General features: G+C 62.3%; 20 protein-coding genes. 12 read left to right on the top strand and 8 right to left on the bottom strand.

Annotation, left to right across the window (positions count from 1 at the left end):
• The first annotated feature begins 10 nt into the window (after positions 1-10).
• Both L0U81_RS05695 and L0U81_RS05690 read left to right on the top strand, forming a co-directional pair.
• Entirely contained in the window at positions 11-1,138 is a 1,128-nt protein-coding gene (locus tag L0U81_RS05695) for an aldo/keto reductase (RefSeq protein WP_233800715.1), read from the top strand.
• 187 nt (positions 1,139-1,325) lie between these two features.
• A complete protein-coding gene (locus L0U81_RS05690) occupies positions 1,326-2,513 on the top strand; it encodes a TIGR03118 family protein (RefSeq protein WP_233800713.1) in 1,188 nt (395 codons plus the stop codon).
• A gap of 253 nt (positions 2,514-2,766) precedes the next feature.
• On the opposite strand, the gene L0U81_RS05685 is transcribed toward L0U81_RS05690, so the two are convergent.
• Both L0U81_RS05685 and L0U81_RS05680 read right to left on the bottom strand, forming a co-directional pair.
• The gene (locus L0U81_RS05685) at positions 2,767-3,786 is read right to left on the bottom strand and encodes an NADP-dependent oxidoreductase (RefSeq protein WP_442793415.1); all 1,020 of its coding nucleotides are present in this window, start codon (positions 3,784-3,786) and stop codon (positions 2,767-2,769) included.
• 79 nt (positions 3,787-3,865) lie between these two features.
• Positions 3,866-4,249 (bottom strand): VOC family protein, encoded by a 384-nt coding sequence (locus L0U81_RS05680; protein ID WP_233800709.1) that lies wholly within the window; start codon positions 4,247-4,249, stop codon positions 3,866-3,868.
• 570 nt (positions 4,250-4,819) lie between these two features.
• Between L0U81_RS05680 and L0U81_RS05675 the strand changes: the two genes are divergently transcribed.
• On the top strand, positions 4,820-5,887 hold the full coding sequence (locus L0U81_RS05675) for a cation:proton antiporter (RefSeq protein ID WP_233800707.1): 1,068 nt from the start codon (positions 4,820-4,822) through the stop codon (positions 5,885-5,887).
• Positions 5,888-6,267: 380 nt separating this feature from the next.
• Here the strand turns inward: L0U81_RS05675 and L0U81_RS05670 are convergent, their stop codons facing one another.
• Together L0U81_RS05670 and L0U81_RS05665 are read right to left on the bottom strand one after the other, a co-directional pair.
• The gene (locus L0U81_RS05670; protein WP_233800706.1) at positions 6,268-7,491 is read right to left on the bottom strand and encodes a hypothetical protein; all 1,224 of its coding nucleotides are present in this window, start codon (positions 7,489-7,491) and stop codon (positions 6,268-6,270) included.
• Between the two features lie 292 nt (positions 7,492-7,783).
• A complete protein-coding gene (locus L0U81_RS05665; RefSeq protein WP_233800704.1) occupies positions 7,784-8,698 on the bottom strand; it encodes a LysR family transcriptional regulator in 915 nt (304 codons plus the stop codon).
• 115 nt (positions 8,699-8,813) lie between these two features.
• Here L0U81_RS05665 and L0U81_RS05660 point away from each other — a divergent pair, with 115 nt between their 5' ends.
• The 3 genes from L0U81_RS05660 to L0U81_RS05650 all read left to right on the top strand — a co-directional run bounded on the left by L0U81_RS05660 (position 8,814) and on the right by L0U81_RS05650 (position 12,077).
• Entirely contained in the window at positions 8,814-9,746 is a 933-nt protein-coding gene (locus tag L0U81_RS05660) for a DMT family transporter (protein ID WP_233800702.1), read from the top strand.
• 424 nt (positions 9,747-10,170) lie between these two features.
• The gene (locus tag L0U81_RS05655; protein ID WP_233800700.1) at positions 10,171-11,205 is read left to right on the top strand and encodes a hypothetical protein; all 1,035 of its coding nucleotides are present in this window, start codon (positions 10,171-10,173) and stop codon (positions 11,203-11,205) included.
• A gap of 17 nt (positions 11,206-11,222) precedes the next feature.
• Positions 11,223-12,077 (top strand): hypothetical protein, encoded by an 855-nt coding sequence (locus L0U81_RS05650; protein WP_233800698.1) that lies wholly within the window; start codon positions 11,223-11,225, stop codon positions 12,075-12,077.
• A 118-nt stretch (positions 12,078-12,195) separates the two neighbouring features.
• On the opposite strand, the gene L0U81_RS05645 is transcribed toward L0U81_RS05650, so the two are convergent.
• The gene (locus L0U81_RS05645) at positions 12,196-13,296 is read right to left on the bottom strand and encodes an alpha/beta fold hydrolase (protein WP_233800696.1); all 1,101 of its coding nucleotides are present in this window, start codon (positions 13,294-13,296) and stop codon (positions 12,196-12,198) included.
• A 479-nt stretch (positions 13,297-13,775) separates the two neighbouring features.
• Between L0U81_RS05645 and glgC the strand changes: the two genes are divergently transcribed.
• From glgC to L0U81_RS05620, 5 genes are all read left to right on the top strand, one after another.
• Positions 13,776-15,041: a glucose-1-phosphate adenylyltransferase gene (glgC, locus tag L0U81_RS05640; protein WP_233800694.1), complete on the top strand. Its 1,266-nt coding sequence runs from the start codon at positions 13,776-13,778 to the stop codon at positions 15,039-15,041.
• Positions 15,042-15,138: 97 nt separating this feature from the next.
• Entirely contained in the window at positions 15,139-16,599 is a 1,461-nt protein-coding gene (gene glgA / locus L0U81_RS05635) for a glycogen synthase GlgA (RefSeq protein WP_233800692.1), read from the top strand.
• Between the two features lie 266 nt (positions 16,600-16,865).
• The gene (gene pdxY / locus L0U81_RS05630) at positions 16,866-17,732 is read left to right on the top strand and encodes a pyridoxal kinase PdxY (protein ID WP_233800690.1); all 867 of its coding nucleotides are present in this window, start codon (positions 16,866-16,868) and stop codon (positions 17,730-17,732) included.
• 137 nt (positions 17,733-17,869) lie between these two features.
• Complete coding sequence (locus L0U81_RS05625; RefSeq protein WP_233800688.1) at positions 17,870-18,331, top strand: hypothetical protein; 462 nt, start codon at positions 17,870-17,872, stop codon at positions 18,329-18,331.
• A gap of 312 nt (positions 18,332-18,643) precedes the next feature.
• On the top strand, positions 18,644-19,795 hold the full coding sequence (locus L0U81_RS05620; protein WP_233800686.1) for a branched-chain amino acid ABC transporter substrate-binding protein: 1,152 nt from the start codon (positions 18,644-18,646) through the stop codon (positions 19,793-19,795).
• Positions 19,796-19,855: 60 nt separating this feature from the next.
• Here L0U81_RS05620 and L0U81_RS05615 read toward each other — a convergent pair whose 3' ends face one another.
• A complete protein-coding gene (locus L0U81_RS05615) occupies positions 19,856-21,793 on the bottom strand; it encodes a DUF3857 domain-containing transglutaminase family protein (protein WP_233800684.1) in 1,938 nt (645 codons plus the stop codon).
• 45 nt (positions 21,794-21,838) lie between these two features.
• Positions 21,839-22,501, bottom strand: a complete 663-nt coding sequence (locus L0U81_RS05610) for a hypothetical protein (RefSeq protein ID WP_233800682.1) — start codon at positions 22,499-22,501, stop codon at positions 21,839-21,841.
• A gap of 343 nt (positions 22,502-22,844) precedes the next feature.
• Here L0U81_RS05610 and L0U81_RS33505 point away from each other — a divergent pair, with 343 nt between their 5' ends.
• Positions 22,845-22,979 (top strand): hypothetical protein, encoded by a 135-nt coding sequence (locus tag L0U81_RS33505; RefSeq protein ID WP_267956530.1) that lies wholly within the window; start codon positions 22,845-22,847, stop codon positions 22,977-22,979.
• Positions 22,980-23,154: 175 nt separating this feature from the next.
• On the opposite strand, the gene hutG is transcribed toward L0U81_RS33505, so the two are convergent.
• The gene (hutG, locus tag L0U81_RS05605; RefSeq protein ID WP_233800680.1) at positions 23,155-23,970 is read right to left on the bottom strand and encodes an N-formylglutamate deformylase; all 816 of its coding nucleotides are present in this window, start codon (positions 23,968-23,970) and stop codon (positions 23,155-23,157) included.
• Positions 23,971-23,998: the final 28 nt, after the last annotated feature.

The raw sequence follows: 23,998 nt of genomic DNA, 5'->3' as shown, positions 1-23,998 counted from the left end.
GGAGACAGCCATGACGCTCGACCACTACACCCTGCTCGGCCGCTCCGGCCTGCGCGTGAGCCCGATCTCGCTCGGCACGATGACGTTCGGCACCGAATGGGGTTGGGGCGCCGACGAAGCGGCCGCGCGGCAGCTTTTCGACCTGTACGTCGACGCAGGCGGCAACTTCATCGACACGGCCGACCTCTACACCGAAGGCACGAGCGAACAATGGGTCGGCCGGTTCACGGCGGCGCGTGGACTGCGCGAGCGGCTCGTGATCGCGACGAAATACTCGTACAACGCGCAGCCGGGCAACCCGAACGCGGGCGGCAACCATCGCAAGAACCTGCTGCGCGCGCTCGAAGGCTCGCTCAGGCGGCTCGGCACCGATTACATCGACCTCTACTACCTGCACACATGGGACCGTATGACGCCCGCTGACGAAGTGATGCGCGCGATGGATGACGCCGTGCGCGCGGGCAAGATCCGCTACGTCGGGCTTTCCGACGTGCCCGCGTGGTATGCCGGTCGCGCGCAGACGCTCGCGGACTGGCGCGGCTTCGAACCGGTCGCGGCGATGCAGGTGGAGTACTCGATGATCGAGCGCAACGTGGAACACGAGTTCGCCGACCTCGCGACGAGCCTCGGGATGGGGCTCGTGGCGTGGAGCCCGCTCGGCATGGGTGTGCTGTCGGGCAAATACCGTCCGTCACAGGGCGCACAACGTCCGACCGACGTCACGGGCAGCGGCCGCCTGCAGACCGTCGGCGACAAGCCGCCGCCCGGATTCGACAAGCTTTCGGCGCGCAACTTCGCGATCGTCGCGGAGTTGGAGGCGGTCGCACGCCTTGCGAACCGGCCGATGGCCCAGGTGGCGCTGAACTGGCTGTATCAGAAACGCGGAGTCGCGAGCATCATCGTGGGCGCGACGAAGGCGGCGCAACTCGAGGAGTCGCTCGGAGCCCTCGATTTCACGCTGGCGCCCGAACTGGTTGACCGGCTCGACGCGGCCTCCGAGCCGCCCCACCCTTTCCCGTACTACATGTTCGCGGACGCTCATCAAGCGCGCATTCATGGACAAGTCGACGTGGCCGCGCAACCAGCGAACCATGCTCGCTCGCAGCGCGTGCCGGCGCCGCAGCCGACGGCGACGTAGCGATACGGAGCGTAACGGCAAGATCCCTCGCGGAACGATGAATCGGGTCGAAGGGCCGAGGCCGCCCCCTATCGCGCCATTCGACCGGGTGACCAGCGGATTATTCTGGAGTCGAGCGGGAATATTTGAAGCACAGCGGTCGTTTAGCCTGCGGCGATTTCTCGCCAGTCAGACTAGGAGGGAAGCTATGTCTCAGATATCGTGGGGTCTCAAAGCGGCGGCCGTGACTGTCCTCGCCGCCAGTTTCACAATCGGGCATGCCGTTGCAGACGATGCTTACGTCGTCAAACCACTCGTGTCCAACGTGGCGGGCGCTGCCCCGAAAGTCGACGGGGTATTGCAGAACGCCTGGGGTATTGCCTTTAGTCCGGCAGGAAGTCCATTCTGGATCAACGACAATGCCACGGGCTGCTCCACGCTGTATGACGGCGAGGGGACAAAGGTGCCGCTGCAGGTCTCCATCCCGCTACCAGGCAACGTCATACCGGCCGGCGCGTGTCGTCCCGTCTATCCTAACAATCCACCGAATCCCACGCCCGCGGCGCCAACCGGGATCGTATGGAATCCTTCATCGGCCTTTCTCGTGCCAGGTACCAAGATCCCAGCCATATTCATCTTCGCCACCGAAGACGGCACGATGTCCGCCTGGGCTGGCGGGTTGACTCCGCCGAACAACGCCGTGATGGCGGTCGATAACTCGTCCAATCCCTCCGCCGTTAACGGGGCCGTCTACAAGGGGTTAGTCTTCGGAGTGAATGCGAAAGGAGGATTCCTGTTTGCGACGAACTTCCGCTCGGGTCAGATCGATGTATTTGGGCCGAACGGTTCGAACGGCCTGTTTATGCCCGCGAGGACGGATGGTGGCTTCGTCGACCCGAACATCCCGGCCGGCTACGCGCCGTTTGGTATCGCGAACATCGATGGAGACCTTTTCGTCACCTATGCGAAGCAGGACGATAAGAAGCACGACGACGTTGCAGGCCGCGGTCATGGATTCGTCGATGTATTCGATACCGACGGACACCTGCTGCGCCGCTTTGCGAGCCAGGGACCGCTCGACTCGCCGTGGGGCATCACGCGCGCATCGTTTGCGTTCGGGCGCTTCAGCGGCAAGATCCTGATTGGCAATTTCGGCAATGGCCGAATCAATGTCTTTGACAATGACGGCAGGTTCGTCGATCAACTGGAGAATGAGTCCGGCAATCCACTTGCTATCGACGGCCTGTGGACTCTGACACTTGGTGGCGGCCGCAATTCGAGTCCGGACACGCTGTACTTCTCGGCAGGTCCTAACAAGGAGACAAACGGGCTCTTCGGCATCATCGCTCCAGTAAGCGACTCGAAGGCGCGAGCGTCGGATCAGAACGGGCAATAGCAGCTAGCACGCGCCTGCCTGGGCAACTTCAGAATCACGACATTGCTGACCATTGACAATGCCGATTCGAGTTCGATCCGCAGGCCCCCACCGCAGCCGGTCGCGGAACTCGCTGGACGCGGCCGACTCTTCTGGGTGAGAGCGCACTCGTAGGTGTTTCGAAGGTCGCTTTCGGGGCACAGCGGTTCCCCATGTGATTCGTCGGCACCGCCGCCAGCCCATCGAGCAGAGCCCTATGAAACGCGTCTGCGTCCTAACCTGCCGGGACGTCTGGCATCGTGACGACGATCTTGCCTTTGGCACGTCCCGATTCGAGCTTGGCCATGGCGTCGGCGATGTGCTCAAACGAATACACGCCGTCGATAACCACCTTGAGTGTCTTGGCGTCAACAAGGCGGCCAAGTTCGGATAGGTCAGCGCCGCTCGGATGCATGAAAAGAAAGCGGTAGCGCGCTCCGTACTGGCCCGCGCAGCGTCTCAGCGAAAAGCTTGCAATCCAGAACAGCGCCTGCAACCCTGGACCGCGTCCCAGGTCTTTCGACGCTGAACCCGGTTCAGGTATTCCCGCGACAGAAACGACGGTGGCGCCCGGCCGGACAATGCCGAATGCCTGTTTGAGTGTGTCGCCGCCTAGCAGGTCGAATGCACCGTCGAATCCCGAGAGAACCGATGCGGGCTGCTCCCGCGTGTAGTCGATGACGAGGTCGGCGCCAAGCCGTCGAACGAGTGCTTCTCCACGCGGCGACGCGGTCGTTGCAACCTGGGCACCGAGGTGCCTGGCAAGCTGTATGGCGAAAGTGCCTACGCCGCCAGCGCCTGCGGAGATGAATATCCGCTGTCCTTTCGAGACATGCAATTCATCGCGCAGCGCCTGCAGCGCGGTGAGCCCGGCAACCGGAATCGCCGCGGCAGTTGCAAAGTCGATGCTCGCGGGTATCACGGCCGCGTGGTCTTCCTCGACGATTGCGAACTGGGCGAACGCGCCCATTCTGGCCCTGGCAACGCATGCGAACACGCGGTCGCCGACGCGAAACCGACGCACCTGGTCGCCACACGCAATGACCTTCCCTGACAGCTCGTTACCGAGTACAACGGGTAGCCGGTAACGCTGTACAACTCGCAGGCCACCCCTGCGCGTCTTGAAGTCCACAGGGTTCAGGCCCGCGGCGCGAACACCGACGAGAAGTTGCCGTGAAGCGGGAGTGGGCACGGGAACATCTTCCAGACTCGCGCACTCTGGGCCACCGTACGCCTTTAATACGAAAGCGCGCATTCGGCGACCCACAATGTTCAACGATGTCATTGGAATGTATGGATTGCGGGTCGCTCTGCGGCAGATGGCAGAAGCTCCCTCACGCGCCGCTGCCGTACGGCCGGGTGATCACTTCGAGGTAGTGGCCGTCAGGATCGCGAAAATAGACGCCGCGCCCGCCATCGTTGTGGTTGATCTCGCCCGGGCGGCTACCCCTCGGATCGGCCCAGAATTCCAGTCCGCGATCCTTGATGCGGGTGAAGACGGCATCGAAATCCGCTTCGCTGATCAGGAAGGCGTAGTGCTGCGGCTGGATCTTGGCCTCAACTTCGGCAAAGTCGAGCGAGACGCCGTTGTCCAGCTCGACGACGTCGAAGTGGCCGAAGCGAGTCGGCGCGGGCCGGCCCAGCATTTCTGCCAGAAACCTGGAGGAGGCGCTCTGGTTCGAGCACCAGACAATGGTGTGATTGAGTTGGGCGACCATAACGTGGGCTCCGACGACCTGGGAATCGATCGATTTGAGTGTACGTCGCCTTTAGGCCGACTACAGCCTGTCCGCAAGTGGTCTCCCTCGAAATCCGCGAAGGGCCAGGAAGCTTCTTCGCGGATTTGGGGGAAAGGCGCATGCCGACCCGGAGCGGGCATTGAGGTCGATACAGGACAACGTCCGCTTTGGAACTGATCGCGAACATTCGGCGGAGTTGCAGGCGTGCGCGTTGCCGTCAACTATGACGCCAAACCTTCACCGACGAAATCACGAGAATTGCAGCGAGCACCGGTAGTAGCACGGCGCTGGAGTGCTGCCTGATCAGACGCTATGCAGATGCCATGTCCATCCCAGGGATTGTTGGATACGTTTCCTAATCACAGGGTATCCGCGCAGCGAGCGCAGAATCTCTGAAGCGCCACCGGAACCGAGTTTTTGGCTGATTTTTTTGCCGTGCGACCTAAGCTGATAAAACTGGGCGAGGGTCGAATCCATGCATATCAGACGAGTCGCGACCTTGAACTTCCGTGGACGATCCGTCGCGGCCCGTTTGGGGAGGAAAAGACGATGCAATGGTTTGATGCGTTAAGGTCCGCCTTGCTGGCGCTGCCGTCCCTAGCAAAGCTCGCGATATTAACGGTAGTTGTTGTCGGCGCTCCCACGCTTGCACGGCGTCTCAGAATTCCAGAACTCATTGTGCTGCTCATTTTCGGGGTCCTTCTAGGACCTTACGGGTTCGATGTCTTCGCGCGGAACCATCCGGTTGCGCAGTTCTTCGCGGACCTCGGGGTGCTGATGCTGATGTTCACGGCCGGGCTTGAAATCGACATCGATCTGTTTCGGCGAACACGGACTCGGTCGATCGCATTCGGAATAGTTACTACCATGATGCCGCAAGTGATCGGCACCGCATTGGGTCTGGCGTTCGGCTATCCAATTGTTCCCGCTATCGTCATCGGCTCGCTGCTCGCATCGCACACCTTGATCAGTTTGCCGATCGTCACGCGCCTTGGCGCCGTGGGGCTGGAACCGGTCGTCGTCACGATCGGCGCCACTCTCGTATCGGACATGCTGTCCCTAATCGTGTTTGCAATTTGCGTGTCAATCTACACGACCGGCTTCTCGCCATCTGGCCTCGCCGTGCAAATTGCTGAGGTCGCCATTTTCGTGCCACTGATCCTGTTCGGCGGCAGCCGTGTGGGCGCTTGGGGCCTGAGCAAGCTGCGCGACAACGAGCAAGGCTATTTCATCACAATGCTTGGCATCATGGCGGTGGCTGGCATGCTCTCAAATCTGATCCAACTGCCAGGCATTGTCGGCGCCTTTCTGGCCGGATTGTCAGTCAATGCGGCGGTCGGCAAACACTCCGCGAAGGAGAAGCTGGAATTCGTTGGCAAGACCCTGTTCATCCCGGTCTTCTTCATTGTTACCGGCTTCCTGATCGCACCCATCGCATTCGAGCATGCTGTCTGGACGCACTTTTGGCTGGTTGCAGGCCTCATCGGTTCCCTGATCTTGGGAAAGGGAATCGCTGCGCTTCTCGCGGGGCGTGCATTTGGCTACTCACGTCAGGCGAAGCTGGAGATGGTGGCGCTGACGTTACCGCAGGTTGCGGCCACGCTTGCGGCCTCGTAGGTCGGCTATAAAACGTTCAATGCAGCCGGAATACGGTTGCTGGACGCGAAGATGCTAAACGCAGTGCTGGTGTTGCTGGTTGTTACTTCGATCCTTGGACCGCTCCTGACGGAGCGGTTCACCCCCAGACTGGTCAAGGACGAAGCGCCAACAAAGGCCCCGGACGGGGCAACGCCTGAGCCAGAATGATTGAAAGAGGCTGCAAAGGGGACCGTCACGGCGGCGCAAATTCGTGCGATCGGCCGTAGTCGGCTTTCCGAGCCCAATGACCGTATGCAGAGCGGAGCCGACGTCTGAGTGTCCGACCGAACGTACCGGCGAATGACGCTTCGTGGCCGACCGCGGACATCGACTTGCCTATCTACCAAGGAGGTCAGGCTTTAGTTGCCCGTACCGCCTAGGCGGAGCCGAAGTACGTTCACCAGGGCGTTGCAGGTGCGCAGCAGCCATGCGAGCTGCTCGGCATCTCGGGCAGCCCCATCTTTCTTCGCTTCGAGCTGAACGCCGAGGAGTCCCGCTACCCGCTCCGCATCCTGTCCTTCGTTGACTTTGAATCGAATCGGCTGGCCGACTTCCTGTTCTAGCGCAGCCTGGTCCTCAATGAGCGCTTGCAACGCTTCCCGCCCGTCCGCGCCCAGGAACTTGACGAAGAGGCCCGCCGTCTTCGGCTGCTCCCGGTAGGCGACCAGCCCTTGCACGGGGCCCGGTAGATCCATTCGGACGAAGTTGTTCCCGCCGTGTCGCGGTGGCGTTTGGTCGGGGTGGTCGAACTTCACCTGCTCAATGAATTTGTCCCAGAACGCGCGATTCAGAAGCTTTGATGCGCTAACGGCCTTCGTTTGAGCCGTGGACTCCTGCGCCGGTGCCACTTCGTCAAGCGAAGTTGTGCGCTCAAGCGGCGCGCCGTCGGGGCGCACGAGCACCTCGCGTTGCACGACTTCGGTGTGCAACGGGACGGTCGGCATGAGAAGCGTGCGCCCAACCGCATCGCGATACGTGCGGATTTCGACGAGCGCGAGTTGAGACAGCACACCGCCCTGCGCGGCGAGCAACCGGCGCAACGACTGCAAGTCGCTACGAATGCCGTCGCCTGCGATGGCGCAAAGGAAGTCACCGCGCTCGAGCGACCGATTCACAGAGTCGACGAACGCTCCCTCGTCGAGTTCGGGATGCACGGCTTTGACCGCGGCGAATATGGGATTTTCGCCAGCCAGGCCACGGGCCCTCTTGAGACGCGCTTCCAGGTCGGAATACGTCCACTCGGAAAGCAACGATGCATATTCGAACAACTGCGCAATGACCTCGCGGCGAGCTTCGGGGTTGCGCCACAACTTGCATTCGACGAGCACGAGTCGGCCGGTAGCGGAAACGCCCAGGATGTCCAGGAAGACGCTCGACGAGCCATAACGCAGTGGAAGCTCGCGGCAGAGCGGCACGAAGCTCTCGCCGTGGCCGAACATCTCGGTCATGGGTAGCAGCGGAGGTAGCTCAAAAATCCGCTCTTGCAGCCAGCGTTCGTTGTGACCGTTCCCGGCGGTCAGCGCAACCGGCTGAAAGGCTGCGGGCGAGTCGAAGGTCTGCTCGTCGTAAAGGTAACTGGTCATGCGCGGGTCTCGTGGTTCTAAACCGGCCCTGCGTCCAGGTATGCGCGGGCGGTTGTTATAGACGCCGCCGATTGTACGGCTCCGCAGTGACGCCTTGTTGCGCATCGCGCCAGTGCCCGAATTCGAGTTCGTTTGTGGATTTGGTGGGCACCCTGTAGTGCTTGCGCTGAAAGTGAATGACGTTGGTCGCTCTTCGACCCGCTCCTGCCGTTCGGCCCGGCTTCACCACAAGGGCCGCTTCCAATGTAAATCGGCCATGCAGGCGGCCAGATCGCGGGCAGGCTCGGCTCAATTAGCAACCGGACTGTTCCACTAGCCAGTCAATTAACGCTCGCACTTTCGGCGGCAGGAGCCGGTTCGGCGGATACAGCAGCCAGACAGGTCCACTGTAGGCGCGTGGCTCGAACAGCCATTCGGGCAGTACCTGTACCAGCCTGCCGGCACGGAGATCGTCCCCTACGGCAAACTCCGGCAGGCTTGCCACGCCCCAATCCTCCAGCGCGGCCTCACGCCGTGCACTCACATCGTTCGCTATATAGCGGCCTCTGACTTCAATGGTCTGTGTGTGGTTGCCTTGCCGGAAAGTCCACCGGTTGTCGTCTGGAGTATCTCCGAGATAGAGACAATCATGCTGTGCAAGATCGTTTGGAACGACGGGCGTGCCTCGTGCACGCAGATAGCCTGGCGAGGCGCACGGCACCCATCGCACAGTGCCGAGTTGTCTCGCCGCGAGGCCTTGCGGCGGTGTCGGCGTGGGCCGCACAACAAGATCGACGTGATCGCGGATCGGATCGATATCCCGGTCGTCGAATACGACCTGTACCGCAACTTCCTGGTAGGTACGCAAGAAGCCTGGAATCTTCGGGTGAATCAGGCTTTTCGCAAGCGAAATCGGAGCGCTGATGCTGACCCGGCCGCGCGGTTGCGACGTCAGCTGGCTTGCCGCATCGACGGCTCCGGACGCCGCGTCCATCATGTCCCGGCAGTGGCGATGGACCTGCATGCCGGACTCCGTCAGCCGGATGCGTCGGGTCGAGCGTTCGAACAGTCGCGTGCCCAGTGCCCGTTCGAGCCGCTGCACTTGCCTGCTGATCGTCGAAGGTGTGGTGCCAAGCTGACGGGCTGCCGATGAGAAGTTACCGGCCTCGACCACCTGCGCGAAGGTGGCGAGATCCGGCAACAACGGGAGAAGTTCGGTCGGTGTCATGGTCGTAGCAGGGCTATTTGTGCGCTGAACGCACAAAACATATTCTCGTTGACCGGATTATCGCCTTCAACGCATCGTCGGACAATGAGGGCCTTTCCGTTATGGGAGGTTCGTCATGCGCGTCCGGTCCAGCACATCTGCCGATTTGTTACTCCTTGTTGTGGCTTTCATCTGGGGAACGAGCTATGCCGTCGTGAAAAGCGCATTGCTCGTCTATCCGGTGTTGGGACTTCTCGCATTGCGCTTCGGCCTCACGTTCGTGCTGCTGTCTCCATCCCTGTGGTCGATGCGCGGATTGTCGCGTTCTCAGTGGGTTAGGATCGTCGGCGCCGGGTGCGTACTGTTCGGAATTTTTCTGGCTGAAACGTTCGGCGTGCGGATAACGAGCGCGTCGAATGCCGCGTTTCTGATCAGTCTGTGCGTTGTGATGACGCCGCTGGTCGAATGGGCATGGCTCAGACGCACGCCGCGCGGCGTCGAATGGGTGGCAGCTGGACTTTCCCTGCTGGGCGCTTTTCTGCTCGGGGGCGGCCGATTCCATTTCACGCCCGGCGATGGGCTGGTGGTGCTTGCCGCACTGTTACGCGCGATCAACGTGTGCGCAACGAAGCGCGTCATGCAGGTCAACACCGTTTCTCCACTAGCGATGACGGCCGTGCAATCCGGCGTTGTGGCGTTCGGTTGCGCCTTGCTCGCTCTGACCGTCGCGAGATCGGAATGGCAGCCCTTGCCTGCATTCGCCGGGTACGAGCGGTTTTGGATGATCGTCATTTATCTGGTCGTGGGCTGCACGTTGTTCGCATTCTTCGTGCAGAACTACGCGGTCAGTCGTAGCACTCCAACACGCGTCGCGCTGCTGATGGGCAGCGAGCCCGTCTTTGGCGCCTTGTTTGCGAGCGTATGGCTTGGGGAAAGGGTGTCTGTGCTTGCGTCAATCGGTGGTGGCTTGATCGTCCTTGCATCCCTGCTGGCATCGATTAAAGGCAAGGATCGGCGCGATCGCGATATCGTCCCGGATTTTGAAGAGCCGAAGCGGTTAGCCATCTGATGGTCGAGCGCCGAGAAAGTTGGGCTTTAATGCTTCGAAAGTAGCGTTGGATGCAGAAGAAATCGAGAGATCCGTCGAAGGTCAGTTGGCGAACACTGAGCGGCAGTTCGAGCGTCCGCGTGCGTTCGCCAGCGGTTGTCGGAAATGGCCGACGACAGCCTGTCCGAAGCAGACCCTGATCAATCTCTGATTGCAGTGAATATGCATAAGAGATAAATCGACCCGCCAGAGACGTAAAACCCGCCACTATCCGTGAACCGCTTTGAGCAGTACGAGATGCGATGCGCGATTCTCTTCCAGGATTGATGCGAACACTTACAAACCGTTACAATTCTGAAACAAACTGGTAGAATCGTGAGGGATCGCCCGGGGTTGGTCGGTCGCCGCAGCACCATAATATTCTTCGAATAAAAGGATAAAACTAATGTCAGTCGGCTTTACGAAAAGCGTCTTTGCTGGTTTGTTCAGTGCTTGCTTATTGGTTGCGTGTGGCGGCGGAGGCGGCGGTACTTCGGCGTCAAATTCAAGCTCCAATTCAAATTCCGCTGCTACAGGCGTTATTACCACCACTAACGCTCAGGATGCTGTGGCATATGCGTATTCCGGGGTGCAGGACTTAGGTACTCAAAGCAGTACCGGAGCATCGCTGGCAGCCGGTGTGTCGATAGAGACCCCAACTGCTGGCCTGATCTCAGCCTCGCTTTCGCAGCTTTATAAAGGCCTTGGTGTACAGCCGGTCAATAACCTCGTAGCCGGTGTAACGACTGGGAGCTCAGCTTCATGTGCAAGTGGAGGGACAATTTCGGTATCCGTTACCGAAGCGACTCCGGGGATAGTCAGCAACGGCGATAGTATGACGATTACCGCCACTAATTGCTCGGAAAATGGCGAGGTAATAAATGGCCAGCTCGCATATGGATTTAGCAACATCTCCGGCACGATTGGTTCCAGCACGGCATGGAGTGCCACACTCACCCTTAACTACACCAATCTGACATTGCAAAGCGGTGGCGTCACTATCGGTGCCAACGGTGATATGTCACTGGGCTACAACCAAACTGATTCTCAAGACGCCACTGCTGTTGTGAGCGGATCGTCACTCCAGATGAACCTGACGCAGAGCGGTGGAACCGTCATTAGCCGTACGCTGACGGCCTATAGCTTTAACGGTTCAATCAGTGGCAGCACTAACACATCCAGTGCAAACTTTACGTTGACCGGCAGTTCGCCCGCGCTTGGTAGCGTCAACTACACCGTGAAGACCACCACGGCGTTCCAGGCTGTTAGCGGAGCGAACCCGTCGGTTGGATCGATGACGGTAACTGCAGCAAATAACAGCACTGCCACGCTTACCGCAATTGACAGCACCAATGTCAGAATCGATATCGATAGCAATGGCGATGGGGTCATTGATCAAACAATCAATACTACCTGGGCGGATTTGAACAGCCGAATCTAAGCAAAGGGTAATTATTAATGGGCGCGTTTACGCGCCCATTTTTTATTGGTTTCCGTCGGATAAACACATATTCTTTGCACTCCATGCGGCAATTTGTCTTATTTATCGTTTTGATCACCGGATTAGTTACTGGCAAATCAGCCTATGCACAGTGGGAATTTTACGGTGCAGGGGGAGTTCGGTACGCAACCACGGAAGAAATCGACACCAACGGAAAACCGCTAGTAAAGGAGCACGGCTTCCTTCCCGGCCTTGAATTCAAGGCTAATTATCGACGCGGAGACTGGCTTGTCACCCTGGGCGGTGAAATTTACGGAGGCAATCTTGTCTATGACGGTCAAACTCAAAGCGGAACAACGTTTTCTACGGACACGAGAACCAGACAGTTTCGCATGACGACCGAGGTGGGGCGATATGTTTCCGATGCAGTGCTACTCCTTGCGGGTACTGAATGGGACTATTGGAAGCGGGATATTCTGGGGCGAGGCACTACACTGGGGATGGAGGAAGAATACAACTCCTGGCGTTTTCTGGCTGGAGCGCAAACACGTGTTTTGCAGGCATCATGGTCAGATATCTATCTGACAGGCTTGCTCGTCGTGTCTTCCCCCGAGCATCTCGAAGTGAACTTCGATAATCAGGTATTTGACCAGGCCAATCTGTCGACTAAAGCTGCAATCGGCGCACGGTTTGCACTCGAAGTGCGGCCAAAAGCATATTCCAATGTAAGCGTCGAGAGTGATTTCGAATGGATGCGGATTGGTCGCAGTGGTGATGCGATATTGAGTAAAGGCGGCTCTCCAGTCGGGACTGTAGCGCAGCCTGAACATGTACGTAAAGCGATTGGTATAAAAATAAAATATCGCTTTTAACTTATTCACGATTCAGGTGCGAATGCGAGCATGTTGAATCTATGCCGCAAGTGAATGTCGCGTTGTTACCGACTACGACGCAGGAGTACGGTGACGGGACAGAAAGCCGTTAGAACGCTCAACGATTCGCCGGCACCGCCGCCAGCCCATCGAGCAGAGCCTTGTGAAACGCGTCCGGGTCCTGCATCTGCGGCGCGTGTCCGAGCTCAGGGAATTCGACGAGCGTCGCATGCGGAATCGCCTTCGCGGCCGCCCTACCCAGCTCCGGGTAATGGCCGAGCTTCGCGCGCACCTCGGGCGGCGCCGCATCCTTGCCGATCGCGGCGATGTCCTTCTGACCGATGAGCAGCAGCGTCGGCATGCCGAGCTGCCCCAGCTCATAAAAAACGGGCTGCGTGTAAATCATGTCGTACAGCAGCGCTGAATTCCACGCGACGATCTGCTTGCCCGGCCCGCGATACATGCCCGCGAGCATCTGCACCCACGGTTCGTAATCGGCGCGCCATTGCCCCGCGTAATAGGTCGCCTGTTCGTAGCGGCGGATGCCGTCGGCGGTTGTCTTCAGCTCCCGCTGGTACCACTGGTCGACCGACAGCGACGGCACGCCCTTCGCCTTCCAGTCCTCGAGTCCGATCGGGTTCACGAGCACGAGTTGCTGCGTTTCGTGCGGATACATCAGCGCATAGCGGATGGCGAGCATACCGCCCGTCGAGTGGCCGACCACCGTGACGTCGCTCACGCCGAGCGACTCGAGCAGCGCATGCGTATTGCGCGCGAGCTGCTGGAAGCTGTACTGGTAATGCTCGGGCTTGCTCGATTTGCAAAAGCCGATCTGATCCGGTGCGATCACCCGATAGCCGGCGTCACTCAACCGGCGAATCGTCGTGTCCCACGTCGCCGCGCAGAAATTCTTGCCGTGCAGCAACACCACGGTCCTGCCGTTCGCATTCGCCGGCTTCACGTCCATGTAGGCCATCTGCAAAGGCACGCCCTGCGACGTGAAGTCGAAGCGTCCGACCGGTGCCGGATAGTTGAAGCCCTGCAGCTCGGGACCGTAGGCCGGGCCGGGGTCGGCGAGCGTAGACGCGGACGCGGCGCTCGCGGCAACCGGGCTCGCCTCGCTCACCGGCGTGGCGGCCACCGCGACGGACGCCGCGCACAGCACGGCACCCGCGCAGACACTCGACAGGGCATGCAGGAATGGGCGGTGAAGTTTCATCGCTAGGTTCTGGAAAAAACGCAACAGGGAACGGACGACGCTCGGAGCGCACGATTCTACGACGCGCCGCCGAATTCTGGCGCCGGTTGCGCATGACGGGGCACGGCGCGTGGCTGCGGCGTTGTGGCATGCATATTGCCGCTAATTGGATTGCGCAACGTCCGGCAGTGACCTCGTGCTCTATGTGCTGCGCCGCACCGATCATTGCGCGCTAACAGCCGATCGTTCGAGGAGGGTCCGCCACGCGGCCCGCTCAATAAACACTATTCGCTCGCGTCGAATCGGTGCTAGAACTGACTGACGGGTCCGCCAAAAAACACGCCGCGAAAAAGCGGCGACGCGGCACGACTGCCAGGCAGCACGAATCATCAGCGCAGAGCCAGCGACCAGATCATCCGGGGGTATACCAATCGAGCAACCATCTTGCATGGGACCGGAGCAAGCACGGAGGCGCTGACTCCGGTCAAAAGGAGACAACCATGAGTACTCCGGCACGGCTGAACGACTTGCAGCGCACCACCCTCGCGATCGTCCTCGCAGGCGGCCGCGGCACCCGGCTCGGGCCGCTCACCAACAAGCGCGTGAAGCCGGCGGTGCACTTCGGCGGCAAATACCGGATCATCGACTTCGCGCTGTCCAACTGCCTGAACTCCGGCATCCGCCGCATCGCGGTGGTCACGCAGTACAAGGCGCATTCGCTGCTGCGTCATTTGCAGCGCGGCTGGAGCTTCCTGCGCGGCGAGATGGGCGAGTTCATCGACCTGTGGCCCGCGCAGCAGCGCGTCGAAGGCGCGCACTGGTATCGCGGCACCGCCGACGCGGTGTTCCAGAACCTCGACATCATCCGCTCGATCCGCCCGAAGTACGTGGTCGTGCTCGCGGGCGACCACATCTACAAGATGGACTACACGCGCATGATCGCCGATCACGCGGACAGCGGCGCCGACTGCACGGTCGGCTGCATCGAGGTGCCGCGCATGGACGCGGTCGCGTTCGGCGTGATGGCAGTGGACGAAAACCGCCGCGTGACCGGCTTCGTCGAGAAGCCGGCCGACCCTCCCGCCATGCCCGGCCGCCCGGACACGGCGCTCGCGAGCATGGGCATCTACGTGTTCAACGCCGACTACCTGTACACGCTGCTCGAAGAGAACATCGCCGCGCTCGAGACCGATCACGACTTCGGCAAGGACATCCTGCCGCGCGTCGTCACACAAGGCGTCGCGATCGCGCATCCTTTCAGCATGTCGTGCGTATCGTCGGACCCGAGCGTCGAACCGTACTGGCGCGACGTCGGCACTATCGACGCGTACTGGGCGGCGAACCTCGACCTCGCCTCGACGATCCCGACGCTCGACCTCTACGACGAGACATGGCCGATCTGGACGTACCAGGAGCAGTTGCCGCCCGCGAAGTTCGTGCGCGACATGAAGGGGCTGCAGGGCTCGGGCAACAATCTGATCGTCTGCGGCGGCTGCGTGATCTCGGGCTCGCAGATTTCGCGCTCGGTGTTGTCGTCGAACGTGAAAGTGAGTTCGTTCTGTAACATCAATGAGGCAGTCTTGTTGCCGCAGGTCATGGTCGGTGCGAGCTGCCGCCTGCAGAAGGTGGTAATCGACCGTGGCTGCACGATTCCCGAAGGCACGGTGATCGGCGAAGACCCGGCGCGCGACGCCGAGCGCTTCTATCGCACCGACGAAGGCGTCGTGCTGGTCACTCAGGAGGCGTTGCGCAAGCCGCAGACGTAGCGCTGGCCCGCCATGTGTCCGTGCCGGCGGCGCAGAGCCGCCGGCAACGCTTCGCTAGAGCTAGAACAACCCTGCCATCCCGACCGAGACCCGGCCTATGACGATTCGCGCCCTGCACGTCGCAAGCGAGCTGTATCCCCTCCTCAAAACGGGCGGTCTCGCCGACGTCGCGGGCGCGCTGCCGTCCGCGCTGATCGAGCTCGGCGCCGACGTGCGGGTGCTGCTGCCGGGTTTTCCGGCGGTGCTCGCCGGCCTCGGCGATCTGCAAACGGTCGCGCAACCGGGAAGCCGTTTCGGCACGCCGAACGTGACGCTCGAGCGCGGCACGCTGCCGACGAACGGCCTCACCGTCTATGTGATCCGCGCCGCGTCGCTGTACGACCGGCCCGGCAACCCGTATCTGAACGATGCGCACGTGCCGTACGGCGACAACGCGCAGCGTTTCGCGCTGCTCGGCTGGGTCGCCGCGCAACTCGCGCAGCAGCTGGACCCCACATGGTCGCCGCAGATCGTCCATGCGCACGACTGGCACGCGGGGCTCGCGCCCGCCTATCTGAAGGCCGCCGAACGCGAGCACGGCCGCGCGCCGGCGCGCAGCGTGTTCACGATCCACAACCTCGCGTACCAGGGGATTTTTCCCGCGCATCAGTTCGGCGTGCTTGGCCTGCCGCACGATTTCTTCAACATGCGCGGTGTCGAATTCTATGGACAGCTGTCGTTCCTGAAGGCCGGGCTCTACTACAGCGACCGCATCACGACCGTCAGCCCGAACTATGCGCGCGAAATCCAGACGCTCGCGCACGGCGGCGGGCTCGATGGGCTGCTGCGCCATCGCGCGCACGATCTGAGCGGGATACTCAACGGTGTCGACTATACGGTGTGGAATCCCGCCAGCGACCCGCTGCTCGCAACGCACTACAGCGCCTCACGGCTGGCCGGCAAGCTCGCCTGCAAGGAAGCGCTGCAAAAGCGCTTCGGCCTCGCGCAGAAAAGCGACGCGCTGCTGTTCGGCGTCGTCAGCCGGCTCACCGAACAGAAGGGCCTCGATCTGCTGCTCGGCGCGGTGCCCGAGATCATCAAACGCGGCGGCCAGCTGGTCGTGTTCGGCACCGGCGATCCGGCGCTCGAGACCGGCCTCAGGATGGTCGCGCAGGCGCATCCGGAATCGGTCGCGGTCGAGCTCGGCTTCGACGAAGCGCTCGCGCACACGATCATCGCCGGCAGCGACGTGGTTGCGGTGCCGTCGCGCTTCGAGCCGTGCGGGCTCACGCAGCTCTATGCGCTCGCCTACGGGTCGCTGCCGCTCGTGCACTGCGTCGGCGGTCTCGCGGATACGGTCGCCGACGCATCGCTCGAAAACCTGGCCGACGATCTCGCGACCGGCTTCGTGTTCGAACGCTTCGATCCGAAGGGACTCGCCGCGGCGATCCGGCGCGCCTTCGCGCTCTACGGGCGCCACACCGAATGGAAGGCCACGCAGCGGCGCGCGATGCACGAGGACTTCGGCTGGGGCGCGTCGGCCGAACGCTATCTGGCCTTGTATCGCGAGCTGGTCTGAAGCATCGGCTGCGCGCGAAACTGTCAGGTTTCGTTAATCTCCGCACGCATTTGATGGTTCGGCGCAACAACACGGGGCCGGATCAACTCGCGGCGGTCAATCTCCTGTATTGTTGGCTGACTTGCCGGCGATGCAGTTTGTGCGTTTTTCCTGCACCATCTGTATCAGGCATGTCTGTCGCACGGCGCCCGGGCCATCGTCCCGCCCGTGCGAGCCCTCTCTTCCCGCTTTGTTGATCGCGCTGGACCGGTCGCGCGAGCCTTACCATGACGAAAAACGTTCTGAGCATTCAGTCCCATGTCGTGTTCGGTCACGCCGGCAACAGCGCGGCCGAGTTTCCGATGCGCCGGCTGGGCATCAACGTGTGGCCGCTCAACACCGTGCAGTTCTCGAATCACACGCAATACGGGCACTGGAGCGGCAGCGCGATCGACGCCTCGCAGATGGAAGAACTCGTCGAGGGCATCGGCGCGATCGGCATGCTGCCGCGCTGCGACGCGGTGCTCTCCGGCTATCTCGGCACGACCGAACAGGCGCAGGCGGTGATCGAAATCGTCAGGGCGGTGAAGGGCGCCAATCCGCGCGCCTGGTACTTCTGCGATCCGGTGATGGGCGCCGCGGGCGGCTGCAAGGTCGAGCCCGGCATCCAGGAATTCCTGGTGCGCGAGATGCCGCGGGTCGCCGACGCGATCGCGCCGAATCACATCGAATTGCAGCGCCTCGTCGGCCGCGAGATCGAGACGCTCGAGGAAGCGGTGGCCGCGTGCCGCGAGGTGATCGCGCGCGGACCGAAGCTCGTGCTCGTCAAGCATCTGCTCGATCGCAACAGTCTCGCCGACCGCTTCAACATGCTGGTCGTCACCGAGCGCGAAGCATGGATGGGACAGCGCCCGCTCTATCCGTTCGCGCGTCAGCCGGTCGGCGTCGGCGATCTGACGAGCGCGGTATTCGTCGCGCGCACGCTGCTCGGCGATTCGATCCGCTCTGCCTTCGAGCACACGCTCGCCGCCGTGAACGCGGTCGTGAAGGCGACCTGGCTGGCCGGACGCTATGAACTCGAACTCGTGGCGACGCAGAACGAAATCGCGCAGCCGCGCGAGTGGTTCGACGCGTGGGTCGCGGAGACGGCTTAGTGCACGCCGCTCGTCGATGAGCGCCCTTGCCGGCGCCGCGCCAGCCGCCGTCCTATAATGCGTGCCGCGTGGATACGGGCTTGCGCCCGCGCTCCACGGTATTTTTCAGCATCCGGCATTCAGCAGACGAGGCATCGATGGACGGTCATATCCGCAGCGAGCGGGAAGAATTTTTTGAACAGTTGTGCATGAGCGTCGACGCGGACGAAGCGCACGAACAGGAAGCGATCGAGTTCTTCGAGAACCAGTTCGACCAGCCCGACTTCGATCCCGCGCAATGGCTCGATATCGCGCTCTACTACTCGCCGGCGGTTGCGCGCGGCATCGTCGACATGGTGACGGCTGATGACAAGGCGCGCAGCAACATCGCCGAAATCATCGCCGACAATCTCGACATCTCGTACGGCGAGGACGAGTGCCAGCAGTTCGCCGAGACGATCGAATTCGCACTGAACAACGGCGTGCCGGTCGATCTCGACGTGGTGCTCGACGGCTGCCAGCGCGCGCTCGACGATCTCGACACGTGGGCCGACGAAGACACCAAGGCGCCGCTCCTGCGTCTGCGTGAAGAACTGCTGCGCCAGCAGGGCGAGCGCTAGACGAAAGGCTCGCCCCTCCCCCGCAACACCGCAACACCGGCCGGCGCGCTCGCGCCGGTTTCTTAAGCATATGCGGCAATCGGCAGCCCTCGCGAACCTTCGCACGGCAAGCCAGGTTGTCTCCCGCACACACGCTTTAAGGGCACCTCGCGCCCATGTCGCGGCCTGTGCCGAAATGCTCATCCAAAACGCCACGAATTGCCAAGACGGCGGCAATTTGGCTTTCTATATTTCCGCCAGATTGACCGCGCGAACACGCTGCGCTTTGCTGTTTTGCCGCTTTCATCACAACCGTCGATGCAAGGAGAGACCATGAGTCTTCGCAACACGCTGACACCCTTGGGCCTGCTCGTGGGCGCGATGTTCGCCGTCGCGCCTGCCGCCAGTTTCGCCGACGACCTGCCGGTCAAGATCGGTTTCGCCGCGCCGCTGACGGGCGCCAACGCCGGCTACGGCAAGGATCTGGAAAACGGCGTGCGGGTAGCGATCGACGAAGCCAACGCGCAGAAGATCAAGATCGGCGACAAGGTCGCGCACTTCGAGATCGTCTCGCAGGACGATCAGGCCGACCCGCGCGTCGGCGTGCAGGCCGCGCAGAAGCTGGTCGATTCGGGCGTCGCGGTGGTCGTCGGGCACTTCAACTCGGGCACGACGATTCCGGCCTCGCAGGTCTACGAGCAGGCCGGCATTCCGGTGCTCGACCCCGCCGCGACGAACCCGATCATCACGGGCCGCGGCTTCGCGAACACCTTCATGGTGATTTCTACCGACGCGCAGAACGCCGGCAACGCGGGCGTCTATGCGGTCGACGTCACGAAGGCGAAGCGTATCGCGATCATCGACGATCGAACCGCGTTCGGCCAGGGCGAGGCCGACGAGTTCGAGAAGGCCGTGAAGGCGCACGGCGGCACGATCGTCGCGCGCGACTACACCGACAACCATGCGGTCGACTTCAGCACGCAGATCACCAAGTTCAAGGGCGCCAATGCGGACCTCGTGTTCTTCGCCGGCCTCGACAGCCAGGCCGCGGGCTTCGCGCGGCGCATGAAGCAGCTCGGCCTGAACGCACAGCTGGTCGGCGGCGGCGGCGTGATGGACGAGGACTTCATCAAGCTCGCGGGCGAAGCGTCCGACGGCGCGATGGCCTGGGAATACGGCCGTCCTCTCGCGCAACTGCCGGGCGGCAAGGACTTCAACGCGAAGTTCAAGAAGCGTTTCGGCGCGGACGTGCTGTCGTACGCGCCGTTCGGCTATGACGGCGCGTGGGTCGCGATTAGGGCGATGCAGCAGGCGAAATCCGACTCGCCGAACGAGTACCGTCCCGTGCTGAAGTCGATCGATTACGACGGCGTGACCGGCAAGATCTCGTTCGACAGCACCGGCGCGTTGAAGAGCGGCGCCTCGACGCTGTATCAGGTGAAGAACGGCGCGTGGGTGCCGATCGTAACGAAGAGCGGCACGTAAGCGCGACGCCCGATCAAGATAGCGGCCCTGCCCGGCTTCCGGCCGATGCGGGGCCGGCTTCTACCTCACGCTCGCCGATCTGACGACCACCTCGGCATCCAGATCGCGCTCGATGCGCACGAGGTCGTCGTGAATCACCGCGAATTCGTTTGCGGTACACATCTGATGCCCGAACGCGGCGCGCAGGTGCCGGCTGACCTGCAAGGTGCGTGTCTGCGGATCGAAGACGTAGCGCGACGCAAACGAGAGCAGCGGGTCCTCAACCATGCTGTCGGCAGGCAGGTCCGTCACGCGCGCAAAGCGCGGCAAGTTCATTTCCAGGGTTTCATCGAACTCCCCGCCGATGCAGGTCCACGGCTGCGTTCTGACGGGCTCCGCCAGCCACGCCTCGACCTGCGAGTTCATGCCGCCGGCGAGGCTCGTCAGCGCCGGCACCGCGGTCGTGCCATCCGGCCAGATCAGGTGCGGCACGCTGCCCTCCATCGAGGCGGCGAACGGTCCGGTGGTCGCCGTGACGTCTTCGGTCTGTAGCTGCGCGGTGCCGTGCAGGCCCGTTTGCAGCAGACGGCTCGCGGCAAGCTGCTGCGCGCCCTGGCGCGTCGAGCGCCGGAACCTGTTGCGCTCCAGCTCCGCCGGAAAGCCCGCATCCTCGACGCGGTACGCGTAGTGCGCGGTGCCGTTCTCGTCGATGTCGATCTGCACGCGCGCGTTGCGTTCGCGCCGTTGCGTGGCCGGCGTGCTGGCGAGCACGCCGTCGTCGACGAGCAGCACCGGCCGGTCCATCACGCTGCCCGGCAGATAGCCGAACTCGGTGCCGCCCGCCGACGTGTCCGCGAATTGCGCCAGTTCAGGAATCCAGATGATCGCGTGATTGATCGCGCTCGCGCCGTAGCCGGGCACCTCGGGCAGCGTGTAGTACGGGCCGAGATTGAGCAGCACGGGTTCGCTGCGAATACCGGCCGCCGCGAGCAGCGCGCCGTATAGCGCGACGTGGTCCTTGCAGTCGCCATAGCGGTTGCGCAGGATGTCGGCAGCCTTGTGCGGAATCGCCGCCGTCTCGCCGAGAAACAGCGCGACGTAGCGGATGTTCAGCCGCATCCAGTCGTAGAGCGCGCGGGCTTTGTCGCGAGGATCGGTGAGACCTGCCGTCAGTTGCCGCGCCAGCGCGACGATCGCGGGATCGTCGCGGGTCGCGTCGTTGTCGGCGGGACCGCGATAGCGCGCGGCGAAGCTCGCGAAGTCCGGCACCGTCGAGACCATCAGGCGGTCGCCCCAGTTCGCATAGCCGACCGCGCCCGCTTCGAGCCGCGCATACGGGCCGTGCTGATAGTCGAACTCGTAGCGGGTGCGGCCGTTCCCGGTAACGGGCGGCAGCGCGACGTAGCCGCGCGCGTCCGCATAGAGCGGCACGTCGGCGGGCAGATCGAAGATCAGACGCTGCTCGTCGACCGGATCGAGCGACGGTTCGACCAGATACGCGAAGGTGCCCGCCTGCAGCGCCTTCGCGCGCGTCTTGCGAAACGCGAGATGCACGCGCGAGCCGGTCTGAACGCTGGGGAAGATCACGGTGCGCAGCACGCCGTCCTCGAAGCTCGGCGCGCCGGCCGAGCGCGGCTCATCTACGTCGCGGATCGCCTCGGGGCCGACGGCATGCGTGGTGCCGTCGGGGTCGATGGTTTCGGCGGCCAGCAGTTGCACCTGCTCGATATCCTTGTTGAACCACACGTAGCGTTGCGCGATATCGTCGATGCCGCTGGCCGTGTCCGCGCGCATCACGGTGTCGTCGTGTTCTTCGATCGAACCGTCTTTCTGGATCACGAACAGGTGGACGTCGCGCTCGATCGTCGAAGGGGCGCGCTCGTCGGCGGCGCAGCAAAGGGGAAAGGCGATGGCGCTTGCGGCGCATAGCGCGGCAAGCAACGCGGCGCAGCGCGCGCGTCGCACGAGCCCGCTCCCTACGATCGACGTGCGCGCCAACGTGACGACAATGTTCCCCAAGATCGACCTCGGCCAGGTTCGTGTCGTTGTTGTAGCACGGCGCCCTCACTCGCTGTCGTCGAGCTGGCTCAGCAGCGCCTGCAGTTTCTCCACGTGCCTGAGCAGCATGTGCCGATGCTTGTCGATCTGTTCGAGCCGGCCCGCGAGATCGGCCTGAATGCGGTCGTCGAGCTCGGCCGCGGCCATCACCTCCTCGACCTTCGCGCGCATCGACGCGAGTTCCACCGGCGCATGCAGCAGATGCTGCTCGAAGCGCCGCACTTCCTGCGTCGCGAGATTGCGCACCTTGCGAAAATGCGCATGACGGCGGTGCGCTTCGACATCGAGCGGTTGTTCCTCGATGCGCCGCGCGGGCTGCGGTTGCAAAAAAATCGGCTCGGGCCGCAGCACCGTCTTCTTGCGCACCGGATGCGCGGTGCCGCGAAAGCGCGCGAGCGGCTGCTCGTTGTCGATCGCCTCGCGCGCATTCGGCGGGATGTCGTGACCGGTGTGCAGCACGTTCATCCACCCGCCCGGCAAGCCGGTAACGGCCTCGACGCCGCGCACGAATTCCTCGCTGAACTCGCGCTGCCCGGACAGCATCAGCTTCAGATAGCTCGCGGAAAACGTCATCATGCGCGCGAGCCGGGTCGCGGCGCCGACCTCGCTGGTCAGCAACACCAGGTTCGCGCGCCAGACTGGCAGCAGCAATTCGTCGGAATCTTCCATCGCTGGGTCTTCCATCTTTTTGCCTGATGAATCGATGACCGCGTCGCGCATGTCATCGTTTTGAAAGAGTAGTCGCCTCCCGGTGTTGCGTGCAATGCCACTGTGCCGGCCGGCAGTGCCGTATGGCACTGCTGACGAAGTTACACGAGGCAGACCGTCCGCACCGGCCATTTCAGCGCAAAGTGCGTTAAAACAGGGCGTACGACACACTGCATGTTGCATTGACACACGTATTCGCGCGCCGTTCCTACCCTTGGCCGCACGATATGGCATGCTTACGCGCCCTTGCGGCACGCGTGGTGCTGCATTGGTTGCTCCACAACATTGACTTAAGGGTTTTGTAATGAAGAAAATCGTTCTCGCCATTGCCGCAGCCGTCGCAACCCTGAGCGCGATCGCTCCCGCTCAAGCTGGTGAGCACCATCACGAGTGCCACAAGGTGCGCGTTCATCATCATTGGGAAAAGCGCTGCCACTAATGGCGGTGAAACCGCGTCCAATGGGCGCGGTGCACATCAAAAAGCCCCGTTTTCGCGGGGCTTTTTTTCATGGCGCGCCGCGTCGTGAAACAGCCGGCGCACGATACGCCGCGCGCGCCTGACGCTCAAACCATTCCATATGATCGCGCCAGCATGCAATCACGGACACATGCTGTTACACCTTCGCTTCGACGCGCGCGAGAGCCGTCGTCAGCAGTGCTTCGAGCAGCGGCGTGACCTTCGCGGCGAGATTTTCATCGTACGCATAAGGCAGTTGCTCTTCCATGTAGGTGATCTGCGACAGTTCGAGTTGCACCGCATGCACGCCCTGCGCGGGCTGCCCATACTGCCGCGTGATATAGCCGCCCTTGAAGCGGCCATTCGCGACCGCCGTATAGCCGCCGTGGCGCTCGACCAGCGCGGCAAGTTCGTCGGCCATGCCGGGCGCCGCGCTCGCCCCGTTCGAGGTGCCGAAGTTGAAATCCGGCAGACGTCCGTCGAAAAACCGCGGCACGCGCGAGCGGATCGAATGCGCTTCCCACAGCAGCACCTTGCCGTGCTTCGCCTTCAGCGCCGCGAGCTCGCCGGTGAGCGCGTCGTGATACGGCTTCCAGTAGAGGTCGCGACGGCGCGCGATTTCGGCGTCGTCGGGCAGATGGCCGTCGAGATAGAGCGGCTCCTTGTCGAACGTATCGACCGGCAGCAGACCCGTCGTGTCCTGTCCCGGGTACAGGTTGGCACCGTCGGGCGGGCGGTTCAGGTCGATCACGTAGCGCGCGTAAGTCGGTGCCAGGATCGACGCGCCGAGGCGTTTCGCGAACGCATACAGGCGATCGAGATGCCAGTCGCAATCGTCGGTGCGTTGCGCGACCGGCGTCATCGTCGCGGCGATGTCGGCGGGGATTTGCGTGCCCAGGTGCGGAATCGAGATCAGAAGCGGCAAGCTTCCCTGATGCAGCGAGAAAACCGGCGTGAGGTTCGAAGCAGTCATGTCAGTCGGCAATCAGTGGGATCGGAGA

Source organism: Paraburkholderia sp. HP33-1 (genome assembly GCF_021390595.1).
In the GTDB taxonomy this organism is placed as follows: domain Bacteria; phylum Pseudomonadota; class Gammaproteobacteria; order Burkholderiales; family Burkholderiaceae; genus Paraburkholderia.
The sequence above is the reverse complement of the archived record's forward strand: the minus strand, read 5'-3'. Positions and strand labels throughout refer to the sequence as shown.

What these genes read in the sequence shown, in the direction of transcription:
- L0U81_RS05675 (WP_233800707.1), top strand. Translation starts at nt 4,820, where the DNA reads ATGCAATGGTTTGATGCGTTAAGGTCCGCCTTGCTGGCGCTGCCGTCC.
- L0U81_RS05680 (WP_233800709.1), bottom strand. Translation starts at nt 4,249, where the DNA reads ATGGTCGCCCAACTCAATCACACCATTGTCTGGTGCTCGAACCAGAGC.
- glgC (WP_233800694.1), top strand. Translation starts at nt 13,776, where the DNA reads ATGAGTACTCCGGCACGGCTGAACGACTTGCAGCGCACCACCCTCGCG.
- L0U81_RS05660 (WP_233800702.1), top strand. Translation starts at nt 8,814, where the DNA reads ATGCGCGTCCGGTCCAGCACATCTGCCGATTTGTTACTCCTTGTTGTG.
- L0U81_RS05625 (WP_233800688.1), top strand. Translation starts at nt 17,870, where the DNA reads ATGGACGGTCATATCCGCAGCGAGCGGGAAGAATTTTTTGAACAGTTG.
- L0U81_RS05610 (WP_233800682.1), bottom strand. Translation starts at nt 22,501, where the DNA reads ATGGAAGATTCCGACGAATTGCTGCTGCCAGTCTGGCGCGCGAACCTG.
- L0U81_RS05655 (WP_233800700.1), top strand. Translation starts at nt 10,171, where the DNA reads ATGTCAGTCGGCTTTACGAAAAGCGTCTTTGCTGGTTTGTTCAGTGCT.
- L0U81_RS05690 (WP_233800713.1), top strand. Translation starts at nt 1,326, where the DNA reads ATGTCTCAGATATCGTGGGGTCTCAAAGCGGCGGCCGTGACTGTCCTC.
- L0U81_RS05670 (WP_233800706.1), bottom strand. Translation starts at nt 7,491, where the DNA reads ATGACCAGTTACCTTTACGACGAGCAGACCTTCGACTCGCCCGCAGCC.
- L0U81_RS33505 (WP_267956530.1), top strand. Translation starts at nt 22,845, where the DNA reads ATGAAGAAAATCGTTCTCGCCATTGCCGCAGCCGTCGCAACCCTGAGC.
- L0U81_RS05665 (WP_233800704.1), bottom strand. Translation starts at nt 8,698, where the DNA reads ATGACACCGACCGAACTTCTCCCGTTGTTGCCGGATCTCGCCACCTTC.
- L0U81_RS05695 (WP_233800715.1), top strand. Translation starts at nt 11, where the DNA reads ATGACGCTCGACCACTACACCCTGCTCGGCCGCTCCGGCCTGCGCGTG.
- L0U81_RS05650 (WP_233800698.1), top strand. Translation starts at nt 11,223, where the DNA reads ATGGGCGCGTTTACGCGCCCATTTTTTATTGGTTTCCGTCGGATAAAC.
- L0U81_RS05645 (WP_233800696.1), bottom strand. Translation starts at nt 13,296, where the DNA reads ATGAAACTTCACCGCCCATTCCTGCATGCCCTGTCGAGTGTCTGCGCG.
- hutG (WP_233800680.1), bottom strand. Translation starts at nt 23,970, where the DNA reads ATGACTGCTTCGAACCTCACGCCGGTTTTCTCGCTGCATCAGGGAAGC.
- pdxY (WP_233800690.1), top strand. Translation starts at nt 16,866, where the DNA reads ATGACGAAAAACGTTCTGAGCATTCAGTCCCATGTCGTGTTCGGTCAC.
- L0U81_RS05620 (WP_233800686.1), top strand. Translation starts at nt 18,644, where the DNA reads ATGAGTCTTCGCAACACGCTGACACCCTTGGGCCTGCTCGTGGGCGCG.
- glgA (WP_233800692.1), top strand. Translation starts at nt 15,139, where the DNA reads ATGACGATTCGCGCCCTGCACGTCGCAAGCGAGCTGTATCCCCTCCTC.
- L0U81_RS05685 (WP_442793415.1), bottom strand. Translation starts at nt 3,786, where the DNA reads ATGCGCGCTTTCGTATTAAAGGCGTACGGTGGCCCAGAGTGCGCGAGT.